Source organism: Streptomyces sp. NPDC005728 (assembly GCF_040630895.1).
Lineage (GTDB): Bacteria > Actinomycetota > Actinomycetes > Streptomycetales > Streptomycetaceae > Streptomyces.
The window spans coordinates 45,579-58,186 of record NZ_JBEXYL010000030.1; the positions used below are offsets into that span (position 1 = coordinate 45,579).

General features: G+C 70.9%; 11 protein-coding genes and 1 pseudogene. 6 read left to right on the top strand and 6 right to left on the bottom strand.

Annotated elements, in window-relative coordinates; all coding sequences use genetic code 11:
* The first annotated feature begins 4 nt into the window (after positions 1 to 4).
* Both ABZ471_RS21395 and ABZ471_RS21400 read left to right on the top strand, forming a co-directional pair.
* On the top strand, positions 5 to 1,336 hold the full coding sequence (locus ABZ471_RS21395) for a wax ester/triacylglycerol synthase family O-acyltransferase (protein WP_359068355.1): 1,332 nt from the start codon (positions 5 to 7) through the stop codon (positions 1,334 to 1,336).
* A 104-nt stretch (positions 1,337 to 1,440) separates the two neighbouring features.
* Positions 1,441 to 2,943 (top strand): SDR family NAD(P)-dependent oxidoreductase, encoded by a 1,503-nt coding sequence (locus ABZ471_RS21400; protein ID WP_359068356.1) that lies wholly within the window; start codon positions 1,441 to 1,443, stop codon positions 2,941 to 2,943.
* A gap of 162 nt (positions 2,944 to 3,105) precedes the next feature.
* Here the strand turns inward: ABZ471_RS21400 and ABZ471_RS21405 are convergent, their stop codons facing one another.
* Both ABZ471_RS21405 and ABZ471_RS21410 read right to left on the bottom strand, forming a co-directional pair.
* Positions 3,106 to 3,906 (bottom strand): SDR family oxidoreductase, encoded by an 801-nt coding sequence (locus ABZ471_RS21405; protein WP_359068357.1) that lies wholly within the window; start codon positions 3,904 to 3,906, stop codon positions 3,106 to 3,108.
* A gap of 58 nt (positions 3,907 to 3,964) precedes the next feature.
* Complete coding sequence (locus ABZ471_RS21410; protein WP_359068358.1) at positions 3,965 to 4,369, bottom strand: hypothetical protein; 405 nt, start codon at positions 4,367 to 4,369, stop codon at positions 3,965 to 3,967.
* Between the two features lie 408 nt (positions 4,370 to 4,777).
* Between ABZ471_RS21410 and ABZ471_RS21415 the strand changes: the two genes are divergently transcribed.
* Together ABZ471_RS21415 and ABZ471_RS21420 are read left to right on the top strand one after the other, a co-directional pair.
* The gene (locus ABZ471_RS21415) at positions 4,778 to 4,951 is read left to right on the top strand and encodes a hypothetical protein (RefSeq protein WP_359068359.1); all 174 of its coding nucleotides are present in this window, start codon (positions 4,778 to 4,780) and stop codon (positions 4,949 to 4,951) included.
* Between the two features lie 57 nt (positions 4,952 to 5,008).
* Positions 5,009 to 5,086: pseudogene (locus tag ABZ471_RS21420) on the top strand (GNAT family N-acetyltransferase); the annotation flags it as partial.
* A gap of 44 nt (positions 5,087 to 5,130) precedes the next feature.
* Here the strand turns inward: ABZ471_RS21420 and ABZ471_RS21425 are convergent.
* Complete coding sequence (locus ABZ471_RS21425) at positions 5,131 to 6,483, bottom strand: amidase family protein (RefSeq protein WP_359068360.1); 1,353 nt, start codon at positions 6,481 to 6,483, stop codon at positions 5,131 to 5,133.
* A gap of 210 nt (positions 6,484 to 6,693) precedes the next feature.
* Here ABZ471_RS21425 and ABZ471_RS21430 point away from each other — a divergent pair, with 210 nt between their 5' ends.
* Positions 6,694 to 9,030, top strand: a complete 2,337-nt coding sequence (locus ABZ471_RS21430) for an alpha-L-fucosidase (protein WP_359068361.1) — start codon at positions 6,694 to 6,696, stop codon at positions 9,028 to 9,030.
* 167 nt (positions 9,031 to 9,197) lie between these two features.
* Positions 9,198 to 10,664, top strand: coding sequence for an MFS transporter (locus ABZ471_RS21435; RefSeq protein ID WP_359068362.1), 1,467 nt, complete (start codon positions 9,198 to 9,200; stop codon positions 10,662 to 10,664).
* An 89-nt stretch (positions 10,665 to 10,753) separates the two neighbouring features.
* Here the strand turns inward: ABZ471_RS21435 and ABZ471_RS21440 are convergent, their stop codons facing one another.
* The 3 genes from ABZ471_RS21440 to ABZ471_RS21450 all read right to left on the bottom strand — a co-directional run bounded on the left by ABZ471_RS21440 (position 10,754) and on the right by ABZ471_RS21450 (position 12,517).
* Complete coding sequence (locus ABZ471_RS21440) at positions 10,754 to 11,395, bottom strand: TetR/AcrR family transcriptional regulator (protein WP_359068363.1); 642 nt, start codon at positions 11,393 to 11,395, stop codon at positions 10,754 to 10,756.
* A gap of 125 nt (positions 11,396 to 11,520) precedes the next feature.
* Complete coding sequence (locus ABZ471_RS21445) at positions 11,521 to 12,198, bottom strand: SGNH/GDSL hydrolase family protein (protein ID WP_359068364.1); 678 nt, start codon at positions 12,196 to 12,198, stop codon at positions 11,521 to 11,523.
* Positions 12,199 to 12,322: 124 nt separating this feature from the next.
* Positions 12,323 to 12,517: a hypothetical protein gene (locus ABZ471_RS21450; RefSeq protein WP_359068365.1), complete on the bottom strand. Its 195-nt coding sequence runs from the start codon at positions 12,515 to 12,517 to the stop codon at positions 12,323 to 12,325.
* Between the last annotated feature and the right edge of the window lie 91 nt (positions 12,518 to 12,608).

The following is a 12,608-nucleotide window of genomic DNA, read 5'->3' on the forward strand; positions in this document are numbered from 1 at the left end:
GCCCTTGACTTCCGACCTGCTCGCTCCCCTCGACCTGGCGTTCTGGAACATGGAGTCCGAACGGCATCCGATGCACCTCGGCGCGCTCGGTGTCTTCGGCGCGCACTCGCCCACCGCGGGCGCCCACGCCGCCGACCTGCTCGCCGCGCGTGCCGCCGCCGTGCCCGGCCTGCGCCTGCGCATCCGGGACGTCTGGCAGCCGCTCGCCTTCGGCGGCGCCGCCCGCGAGACCGACCCGGACTTCGACCCCCTCAACCATGTGCGGCTGCACGCCCCGACCGACGACTTCCACGCGGTCGCCGGCCGGCTGATGGAGCGCCCGCTGGAGCGCGAACGGCCACCGTGGGAGGCGCACGTGCTGCCCGGCGAGGACGGCGTCTCCTTCGCCGTGCTGTTCAAGTTCCACCACGCCCTCGCCGACGGACTGCGCGCGCTCAAGCTCGCCGCCGGCGTCCTGGACCCGGTGGACCTGCCCGAGCGCGGCCCGCGCGCCATCGAACCGCCGCGCGGCCTGCTGTCCGACGTGCGCCGGCTGCCCGGGATGGTCCCCGAGCTGGTCAGAGGCGCCTTGTCCGACGTGGGCCGGGCCCTGGACATCGGTGCCTCCCTGGCCCGGTCCACCTTCGGCATGCGACCCACGTCCGCACTGACCTCCGCGCCCAGCGGCACCCGCAGCACGGCCGGCGTCGTCGTGGACATCGACGATGTGCACCGCGTCCGCAAGAGCGTCGGCGGCACCGTCAACGACGTCCTCATCGCCGTCGTCGCCGGCGCCCTGCGCCGCTGGCTGGAGGAACGCGGCGACGGCAGCGACGGCGTGGCGCCCCGGGCCCTCGTCCCCGTCTCCCGGCGCCGTCCGCGCGCCGCCCAGCCACAGGGCAACCGGCTCTCCGGCTACCTGATACGGCTTCCGGTGGACGACCCGGACCCGCTCCGCCGGCTGGACACCGTCCGCACCGCGATGATCCGCAACAAGGACGCGGGACCCGACCGGGGTGCCGGCGCCGTCGCGCTGCTCGCCGACCACGTGCCCGCCCTCGGCCACCGGCTCGGCGGACCGCTGGTCGGCCAGGCCGCGCGGCTCTGGTACGACATCCTCGTCACCAGCGTGCCGCTGCCCGGACTCGGGCTGAAGCTCGGCGGGCACCAGCTCACCGAGGTCTTCCCGTTCGCCCCGCTCGCCCCCGGTCAGTCCCTGGCGGTCGCGATCTCGACCTACCGCGGCCGGGTCCACTACGGACTCGTCGCCGACGCGCAGGCCGTCCCCGACCTCGACGTCTTCGCGCGTGCGGTGACGGACGAGGTGGAGACTCTGATCGCGGTCTGCGACCCCTGACGATCATGGGTTTGGCGGTGTGGCCCGGCGCTCCGTAAAATTCCCCGTTCGAAAGCGGGCGCGACTCGGAGCGCTGCGCGGGTGATCAGGGAAGCGGCAGCGCGATGACGGTGACAGAGGACGGCCCGACGGCCACGGACGAGGTCGTGTACGGCCCCGGCATCGACCCCGAGCGCCTGGCCGTCTGCCTCGGCGTGCTCGAGGAACTCGACAAGCTGGAGGTCGACCACCCCGACGCCATCGCGGTGCGCCGGGCCACGGCGGGCGTCTACCGCACGGTGAAGCAGCGCCGCCGCCAGGAGCGCCGGGCCGCCAAGACCGCCCACGACAAGGCGGTCACGGAGGCCACCGCGACCGGCTCCGCCCAGCGCATCGACGACGAGACCGAGGGCATCCTGCCCTCGTCGGCTACCGGCGCGGGCCAGGTCGCGGGGATACTCCAGCGCCCGCGTTCCTGCTACACCTGCAAGGCGCGGTATGTGGAAGTCGACTACTTCTACCACCAGCTCTGTCCCGACTGCGCCGGTGTGAACCGCGCCAAGCGCGACGCCCGCGCCGACCTCACCGGCAAGCGTGCCCTGCTCACCGGTGGCCGCGCCAAGATCGGCATGTACATCGCGCTGCGGCTGCTGCGCGACGGCGCGCACACGACGATCACCACGCGCTTCCCGAAGGACGCCATCCGCCGCTTCAGGGCCATGGACGACTCGGCGGACTGGATGCACCGCCTGGAGGTCGTCGGGATCGACCTGCGGGACCCGGCGCAGGCCGTGGCCCTCGCGGACCAGGTCGCCGAGGCGGGCCCGCTCGACATCCTCATCAACAACGCGACGCAGACCGTACGCCGCCTGCCCTCCGCCTACGCCGCCCTGGTCGAGGGCGAGAGCGCCCCGCTGCCCGCCGGGGAGCTTCCCGCCCACCACGTCATCGGCGCCTTCAACTCCGGCGCGGTGGATCGTCTGACCGAGCCGGCCGCGCTGCCGGCCGGCACCAGCGGACTCGACGCGCAGCAGGTCGCCGACCTCGCCCTGGTCGCGGGCAACGCCAGCGTCGCCCGGCACCTCGACGGCACGGCCATCGACGCGGGCGGTCTGGTGCCCGACGTCGTCGACACCAACACCTGGGTGCAGACGATCGAGCAGATCTCCCCGGTGGAGCTGCTCGAGACCCAGCTCTGCAACTACACGGCGCCGTTCATCCTGATCAGCAAGCTCCGCCCGGCGATGGCCGATGCCGCGGGGAAGGCGACGAGCGGACGCGCGTACGTCGTGAACGTCTCGGCGATGGAAGGCGTCTTCGGCCGCGGCTACAAGGGCGCGGGCCATCCGAACACCAACGCCGCCAAGGCCGCGATGAACATGGTGACGCGGACCAGCGGCCAGGAGATGTTCCAGACCGACGGCATCCTCATGACTTCGGTCGACACCGGCTGGATCACCGACGAGCGCCCGCACTACGACAAGCTGCGGCTCGCCGAGGCCGGCTTCCACGCACCGCTCGACCTGGTGGACGGCGCGGCCCGCGTCTACGACCCGATCGTGCGCGGTGAGGAGGGCGAGGACCTGTACGGCGTCTTCATGAAGGACTACGCGCCCGGCAAGTGGTAGGCGGAAAAGCGGAAACCGGTGGTCCGACGGGCCGCCGGTGATCTACGCTCCGATGGTCGTGCCGGAGTGCCCGGTGCGCAGGTGACGCGTTCTTCGTGGTTGAACTCCTCTCACAGTCCCCATGGGGCTGTCGGCCCTTCGGGGGCCGGGCCGCGTCACCGACTAGATCTCGGGCACCTGGCGCAGCCGTTCGTGAACGGCGTAGGCGCCCACGGCGGATGCGGCCCGTACCCGGGTTCCGCCGTCGACCAGCAGATCGGCGCCGGTGATCCACTCGGCGGCGTCCGAGACGAGCCACACCACGGCCCGCGCCACGTCCTCCGGCTCCCCGATCCGTCCGAGCGGCAGCCCCGCCGCCACCTCCGCCTCGCCCGGCTCCCACACGAACCGGGCCATCTCGGTGCGGACGAGTCCGGGGGAGACGGAGTTGACCCGCACTCCCGGCGCGAGTTCACCCGCGAGCTGCCGGGTGAGATGCAGGAGTGCCGCCTTGGTGGTGCCGTACGCGCCGACCTGGGGCCCCACATGCCCGGTGCCCTCCGTGCACACGTTGACGACGGCCCCGCCGTGCTCCCGCATCCACCCCCGCCAGGCGCACTGCACCAGTCGCAGGGGTGCCTCGACGTTGATCGCGAACGCTTCCCGCCACACGTCCGCGCCGGCCTCCATCAGCGGACCGTAGGGCCGGTTGGTCGCCGCGTTGTTGACGAGGACGTCCAGTCGCCCGAACTCGCGCAGCGCGAGTTGGATCAGCTCCTCGGGATGCCCCGGGTCGGCCACGCTCCCGGCCAGCCCGATCCCTCCCAGCTCGGCGGCCGTGCGCCGCACCTCGGCGGCATCGCGCGCGGTCACGCACACCAGCGCTCCGGCCGAGGCCAGTGCCCCGGCGACGGCACGCCCGATGCCGCGCGTCCCGCCGGTGACGACGGCGGCCCTGCCCCTGAGCCCGTACGACGAGGTCATCGCCGTACCGTCTCATGACGGACCGTCAGGCGACAGGGGTGTGGCCGTGCCGGCGTGCTCAGTCGACGGCGCCGAGCCGCGAGTTCCGGGCCGCGATCAGCTCCAGCACGGTGCGCCAGTCCTCCAGGATGCCGGCGTCGAAGCCTGCGGTGCGGCCCTCCTCGGCGGCGTGCCGCAGCCGCAGCAGATCGTCGTCGGCGGCGCCGGCGGGATCGCAGTCCCCGCGCACCAGCCGGAACACCCGCTCGCCGAGCAGCGGGCGCACCGCCTCGGCCGCGCCCCGGGCCCGTCCCGCCTCGTCGGCCGGGCCCAGCACCGGCCCGATGCCGTGGACCAGCCCGGCCACCTGGAGCTCCTTGTCGGCGGGGCGGCTGCGACGCAGCAGCGCGGCGGTTCGCAGCGCGTGCTGGTGCCGGCCGGCGTTCAGCAGATCCATCAGCTCCTCGACGCTGCGCAGCTCCATGCGTCAGTCCTTCCGCGGGACAGCCGTTGCCGCTCTTCACCAGATCATGGCGAGCTTGCGACCCGGCCAACGGCACCTGAACTGCGCCGTGTGTACGCCGAGTGGGTGAATCGCTCCGGCGGCCGAGTGATGCACTTTATGACAAATAGCGGCATATTGAGGTGCATTGGGGGGTCACATGACTTCCGATAGTTACACCTTGTTTGCACTCCCTATCGAGCGGACGTCCGCTCATTTGGTTAATCTGGAGGGGACGGGCAGCAGCACGGGGTCCCACCCACACCCCTCGTCCGTACCGGCGCCACCGCGTCCGACTGGCCTTCCATCCAGACCCGAGCGGGCGACGAGTGCCGGAGCGCAGACTGTCCGGTATGCCCCGAGGGTGACCCGACACATAAGGAGTGCGCGGTGACACCGGAGAAGACGAATCGCGACGAACGCCCCAAGGAACGCGCGGAGCGCGGGGGCCGCCGGCCCGGAGAACTCGGCAGCCTCGACGTGTGGGCCCGGTCCGCACCGATCCGCCTCGCGGGGTACGAGGACGACCTCGCCGAACCTCACATCCTGCCCAGCGTGGACTGACCCTCCGGGCCGGACCGTCGCGATCACCGCAGACATGGGCGTGGCAGATCCACGCCCATGCTGATCAGAGAAGCCGCGGCCGAGGACCGGCCGCGGCTCTGGCCTTTCCGGCACCGGATCGTCGCCGCCGCCGAGGTGTGACGGGACGACCACGGCACACGTCGGGATCGCGAGGGCCGCTACCCCTGATCCGCCAGAGGCGCCGTCCGCTGCCACGGCTGCCGGGTCTCCAGTTCCTCCGCCAGGGTCAGCAGGTCGTCCTCCGTGCCCGGGCGCCCGACCAGTTGTACGGCGCAGGGGGCGCCCGAGGGGAGGGCGCCGAAGGGGACCGACATGGCGGGCCAGCCGGTCAGGTTCCACGGCGGGGTGAAGGGTGAATAGGCACTGTTGGCCAGGATGTTGCGCAGCCAGCCGCGCTCGTGCCAGGGGGCGGCCTGGGGGGAGCGGCGGGCGAGGGCCGCGGTGAGCAGGACGTCGTGCTCGGTGAAGAACGGGGTCAGCCGGGCGCGGAGACGGTCGCGCTGGTCGCCGGAGCGCACCGAGGGGAGGAAGCGGCGGCCCACGGCCGCGTGCACCCGGGTCCGCCGGGCCAGCCGCGCCGGGTCCAGGCCCTCCGCGTCCACCGCCGTACCCGCCGTCCAGTGCTGGAGCGAGGTGACGCCCAGCGAGAGCGGATAGGGAGGCTCGGCCCGCCGGACCCGGTGCCCGGCCTTGGTCAGGACCCCGGCCGCCTGCCGGACCGCGGTCGTATACGGCTTGCTCACGCTGACGCCGGTGAGGGGGCTGCGCACGGCGGCGGCGATCCTGAGCGGCGTCCGCTCCTCGCGCCGGACGAACTCGGTGTCCGCCAGGACCGACAGCATCAGGCGCAGGTCCTCGACCGTCGTCGCCAGCGGACCGTTCTCCGACATCCCGAACCAGTCGCCGTTGCCGATCCCCGCCGGCACCACCCCGTGCCCCGGCTTCAGCGTGACCAGCCCGCAGTTGGCCGCCGGGATGCGCAGCGAGCCCATGCCGTCGTTGCCGAGCGCGAGCGGCACCAGACCCGCGGCGACCGCCGCCGCGCTGCCACCGGAGGAGCCGCCCGCCGTGCGCGAGGTGTCCCACGGATTGCGCGCGGTGCCGTACACACCCTCCGTGGTGCCGAAGACGCACAGCTCGGGCACGTTCGTCAGACCCACGACCACGGCACCGGCCGCCCGGAGCCGGGCCACCGTCACATGGTCCTCGGCGGCCGGGGTGTCCGGTGTCGCGGCCGAGCCGTTGCGGTGGGACTCGCCGCGTACCGCCAGATTGTCCTTCACCGCCACCGGCACACCGGCGAGCGGCAGTTCTGCCAGATCGGCGCGGGAGCCGACCGCGTCCGCCTCCGCGAGTGCCGCTTCCGCCCGGACCGTACGGAACGCCCCGACCCGTCCGGCGAGCCGCTCGATCCGCGCGAGGTGTTCCGCCACCACCTCCCGTGGTGTGACCTCTTTCTCGCGTACGGCGGCGGCGATCTCTGCGGCGGTCCGGCCGGCCCAGCTGCTCACGGGCACTCCTTGGCTACTCGTCGGTATCAATCGGGTGCGTACGGAGAACTGTGCACGGTCGGGCGTGGCGCGTCGAGAGGTCGATGTCCGCCGCCCGATCGGTCATCCGATCAATGGCCTGAACGGTGGCGCCTGCAGGCCCGTTGACATGCTCACAGCCTCAGCACAATCATCAGAGGTCCGATGAATCGACGGGTAGGGGAGCCGCTCATGAGCACGTATCCCAGACGACTGGTCCTGGGCGCGGCGGCGGGTGTGACCGCCGCGGCCGCCCTCCCGCTCACCGCAGGCGCCCCCGCACAGGCCGCCGAGCGCCGGGGACCGTGGTCCGCCGTCCCCGACCCGGTGGCCGTCCCGCTGGACGCCTTCCACGACAACGACGGCATCGACACCGCCTCCGCCCGTGGGGGCGACTTCGACGGATCCGGCTACACCTTCCCCGGCGAGGAACTGCCCGCCGGCCGGGTCGAGGTCGACGGCGTGCCCTTCCTCTTCCCCGCCTCGACCGCCGGCGCCCGCAACAACGTCGTCGCCCTCGGCCAGCGCCTCGACCTCCCCCAGGGCCACTACCTGTCGGCGTTCTTCCTCACCGCCGCCAGCTACGGCAACGCCTCCGGCAAGGCCACCGTCCACTACGCCGACGGCACGACCACCACCGCCGGCCTGGGCGGCTCCGACTGGTACGCGGCCGGCGGCCCGCTGTCGGCGCCGTACCGCTACCGGCCGGACGGCAGCAGGGACGAGCACAGCGTCGGCATCGGCGTCGGGGAGGTGTGGCTCGACCCGAGCCGGGAGGCGGTCGCCGTCACACTTCCCGTCACCAACCCGGCCGAGGCGAACAAGGCGTCCCTGCACGTCTTCGCCCTCACCCTTCAACCAGCCGCCACCGGAAGGGCGTTGGCCCTGCGGGCCCCGCACTCCACCCCCTCCCTGCTGGAACCGTCCGGCGCGCAGAGCGTGGAGGCGACCGTCGTCAATGCGGGCACGGTCGCCGTGCTGGCCGCGGACGGCGTCTCGGTGGCGGTCGACGTCCCGGGCGCCCGCACGGTCCAGCCCGCCCGCATCCGCCGCCTCGACCCCGGCGAACAGACCCGCGTCCGCATCGGCATCCGCAACCGCCCGGGCACCCCGCCGGGCACCCGGCGGGACGGCACGGTCACGGTCACCGGCCGAGGCACCCGAGCAGCCTCGGGCAGGGCCCCGCTGGCCCTCGGCACCGCCGACTACGCACCCACCGGGGTCTCCCTCTCCGCCCACCAGGCGCCGTACTGGTTCCAGGGAGCCAAGTTCGGGATCTTCATCCACTGGGGCGTCTACTCGGTGCCCGCCTGGTCGCCGGTCGGCAAGCAGTACGCGGAGTGGTACTGGAACCACATGCAGGACCCCGCCAACGCGGTCCATGCCTACCACCGGGACACCTATGGCGAGGACTTCGCCTACGACGACTTCATCCCCCGCTTCACCGCCGAGCGGTTCGACCCGCGGGCCTGGGTGGAGCTGTTCCGTGACGCGGGCGCCCAGTACCACGTCCTGACCTCCAAGCATCACGAGGGCTTCGCCCTGTGGGACACCAAGGTCTCCGAGCGCAACGCGGTGAAAATGGGCCCTAAACGGGACCTGGTCAAGGACCTCTTCGAGGCGTCCCGCCGCTACGCCCCGGAACTCCACCGCGGTCTCTACTTCTCCATGCCCGAGTGGTTCAACCCGGACGACCCGTGGATGGGCCACGCCCCGCGCAATCCCTACACCCTCCAGCCGGTCTCGTACACCGGCTACGCGGCCGGCAAGGACTACGTCCGCGACTACCAGGCACCGCAGATGCTCGAACTGATCCACGGCTACGACCCCGAGATCATCTGGTGCGACATCGGCGGCGCGAACGACAGCCTCCACGTGCTCGCCGAGTACTTCAACCACGCCAAGAACCGTGCCCGCCCGGTCGACGTCACCGTCAACAACCGCTCCGGCATCGACTTCCACGACTACACGACCCCCGAGTACACGACGTACGACAACACCGTCGTCGCCAAGTGGGAGTCCAGCCGGGGCCTCGACCCCTTCAGCTACGGCTACAACCAGGCCACCCCCGACTCCGCCTACATGACCGCCGAGGAGGTCGTGCACAGCCTGGTCGACATCGTCTCGAAGAACGGCAACTTCCTCCTGGACATCGGCCCGCGCGCGGACGGCACGATCCCCGAGATCATGCAGCGGCGGCTGCGCGAGACGGGCGACTGGCTGAAGGTCAACGGGGAAGCGGTGTACGACACCACGTACTGGTCGCGGACGGCACAGCTCGGGGAGGACCTGCGCTTCACGGTCCGCCCGGACGAGGCCTTCTACATCCACTCCCTCGCCCGGCCCGGCGCGAAGCTGATCGTGGCGGCGCCGGTGCCCGTGCGGCCCGGGGACAAGGTGACCATGCTCGGTCACGACCGTCCTCTGACCTGGACCGTCACGGGCGGATCCCTGGTCGTCGACGTACCGGAGGCGGCCCGGAAGGCGGGCCGGTACGCGTGGGTGTTCAAGGTGGAGTGGCGGTCCTGAACCTCTCGGACGAGCGGTGCGTCCGGGACCTGACGGAGGCTCTGGGCGCACCTCCCGCGCTGGTCGGAAAGATAACCGATTGAAGTAAGCATACGGTCGTGCGTATTCTTGATTCGTGACTCGGGGTCGCTGAGCCAGTGCGCCTTGCCGCGAAAGGGATACCTCACGTGTCGAATGCCAGCCACACACTGAAGGCGGCGCCCAGCGCGCAGCCGGATCCAGGGGATGCGGTGCCTTGGGCCGCGCTGTCGACCGTCATGATCGGTATGTTCATGGCGATCCTGGACTCGTTCATCGTCGTCGTGGCCGGCCCGGCCATCCAGACCGATCTCGAGGCAACGGCGAGCGAGCTCCAATGGGTCCTCGCCGGCTACCAGTTGAGCTACGCGGTCTTCATGATCACCGGCGGCCGGCTCGCGGATCTGTACGGGCGCAAGCGCGTCTTCGTCATCGGGACGGCGGTCTTCACGCTCTCGTCCACCGCCTGTGCCGTGGTGGGCGATCCGGGCGTGCTCATCGGTGCCCGCATCGTCCAGGGCCTCGGCGCGGCCCTGATGGTTCCGCAGGTCTTCGCCGTCATCGCGCTGACGGTCTCGGCGCAGAACCGGCACCGTGTCTTCGGTGTCCTCGGTGTTGTCATGGGCATGGCTTCGGTTGGCGGTCAGCTGGTCGGTGGCCTCCTGATCGGCGCCAACCTCTTCGGTTCCGACTGGCGCTCGGTGTTCTGGGTGAACATCCCCATCGGCATCGTCACGATCCTGCTGGCCCTCAAGTACGTACCGGAGTCGCGGGCCGAGCAGACCCGCAAGCTCGACGTGCCCGGCGTTCTGACCCTCAGTGCGGCCCTGCTGCTGCTCACCTACCCGCTCATCCAGGGGCGGGACGCGGGTTGGCCCTGGTGGACATGGGCGTGTTTCGCGGGCAGCGCGGTGGCGTTCGCGCTCTTCATCGCGCTGGAGCGAGCGGTCGACCGGCGCGGTGGTGAGCCGCTGATCAAGCTGTCGCTCTTCGCGCAGCGCTCGTTCTCGCTCGGCATCGTCCTCGTCCTCGCCGTGTATGCGCTTCTGACCTCGTACTACCTGTCGCTGGCCGTCTCGATGCAGGACGGGCTCGGCATGTCGGCCCTCGGTTCCGGGCTGGTCTACACGCCGGCGGCGGTGACCTTCTTCGTCTGCAGCCTGATCGCCGGACGGATCGTCCCTAAGTACGGACGCCGTGTACTGGAGGTCGGTGCGGTCGTCCTGACGGTCGGCTATCTGACGACCGCTCTGGTTCTGCTGTCCGGGCCGCGTCTGACGCCCCTGGTCGTCATCCCGACCCTGATGCTGCAGTGCGTGGGCGGCGGGTTGCTGATCACTCCGCTGCTCAATACGGTCCTCGCGCGGATCGATCCGCAGTCCGCCGGCATGGCCGCGGGCTCGCTGTCCACCGCCCAGCAGGTCGGCGCGGCGCTGGGCGTGGCGGTCGTCGGAGCGGTGTTCTTCGACTCCTTCCAGACAGGCGCCGCCTCGGGCGACAAGGTGCACGCGGCGGGACACGCTTTCGCGCTGACGTCCCTGACGACCTGCGCCATCGCGGCGCTCGCCACCCTGCTGGTGTTCCTCCTGCCGAAGGCGCCGCCGACGAAGGCGTGACGACGTGCAGCAGGTGCCGGCGCCTCCGGGGAGCGAGTCCCGGGAGGCGCCGGCACCTCTTGCGCCGAACGGCCCGGCGCGTGGGGTGTTCAGGCCGTTTTCAGGAGATTTTCCACGGTGCGGCGAACCTTGGCGATGACGTCTTCGTCTCCGAGGCGCAGAGCCGTGTTGGCCGCGCAGAGGACGGAATCGATCTGGAAGACCGCGAGGTCGACGTCGAGTTCCGCGATCTCGTGGGATTCGACGGCGTTCCGCAATTCCTTCCCGATGGTGTCGAGCCATTCCTGCTGATTGCGGAACAGGGCGTCGCGGATCGCTCCCGGCTTGCTGTCGAAACGGGCGATGTTCGCGACGCGGAAGCAGCCGCCTTCGAACAGCGGGGTTGTGGCGTAATCGATCCAGTGCTCGATCAGAGAGCGCATCCGGTCGACTCCGGGAGCCGCTTCCCTCGCCGGGCGGACGACCGCGTCGATGAACATTTCGCGCGCATAATCGATGGTCGCGAGCTGGAGCACTTCCTTGGACCTGAAGAGGGTCTGGATGCCCGCCTTGCTCATGCCCGTATCGGTCGCGAGACGACCGAAGCTCACGTCGTCCAGCCCGTCGAGGGAGGCGATGTCGACGGCGCGCCGCAGTGCGGTCTCGCGTGCCCGTGCCCCTTTGAGCAGGCGCTTGTCAGTGATCGACACCGCGTCTGCCCGCGTGACGAACGTTCGCGCCCCAGTGACCATACGGTCGATCGTACCTCTTGTATGCGGACGTGCGACGTGCGACGTGCGACGTGCGACGTGCGACGTGCGACGTGCGACGTGCGACGTGCGACGTGCGACGTGCGACGTGCGGCGGAAGACGGCGTTCAGGGCGTGCGGCGGACCAGGTTGGCGGCCAGCGCCCTGACCATCTCGCTCGCCATGACGGCCTGGCCCGACGTGGAGAAGTGGATGCGATCCGCACTCAGCAGGTTCTCCCGGGAGTTGACGGGGTGATCCCACATGTCGACGACGGCGACGTCGTACTCGTCGGCAAGGGTGCGTGTGAGGTCGTTCAGGGTGAGCGCGCGCTCCGTCCAGTCGGGGAAGACCGGCACGACGTAGGAGCGCCCCAGGGTGAACGTCGTGAGCTGCGCACCCGTCTCGGCCGCCAGGTCGTACATCTTGCGCATGTCCTGCTCGATCTTCCCGAAGTCCGGTGAGCGGCGCAGGAGGTCGTTGGCGCCGCACGGGACGTGCAGCAGGTCCGGGGCGAAGTCCCGCATCGCGTCGATCTGGTGGTCGAGGGTGTCGACCGTCGTGGCGCCGGTCACCGCCGTGTTCAGGTAGGCCAGATCGGGCCGCACCTGCCGCAGGATGTGCGCGAATCGATCGGACCAGCCCTGGTTCCCGTAGCCGGCGCTCTTGTCTCCCGTCCCTGCGGAGAGGCTGTCCCCGATCACGGCGTAGCGCTGCCAGGGGGCATCGAACAGCAGCGCCGCAGCATCGACCGGGGCCAGGCAGAACGGGTCGGTCTCCTCGGTGAAGGATGTCGAAGTCACCATTAAAGCATGCGGTCGACCGTATGTAATGTCAACAAGGTCCGGTCGACCGGGTTGGCTCAGGCAGGCATCGCCCTGTCCGTGGGGGAGTTCACGAGCTCCCCCACGGGGATCTGGGCTGTGGCTTTCAGTAGCCGATGGTGAAGCGACGCTGGACGAAGCGAGGCAGCTCCGCTTCGTCGATCAAGGCCATGGCCGCATCCTCCACCGAGATGCGGCTGTGGCCGTCAGCGTCCACAACAGGCTGGTCACGGCCGACCCCGAAACGCCCGGTGTGCTCGCCGGGGGCGATCCACGGATCCCGCCGTCCGGATCGAGACATGGGCCAACGCCTTCCGGGCCTGGGCCCTGGTGAACCCGCAGGGCTTCCGGCTCATCTACGGCGACCCTGTCCCCGGCTACCAGGTTCCCGA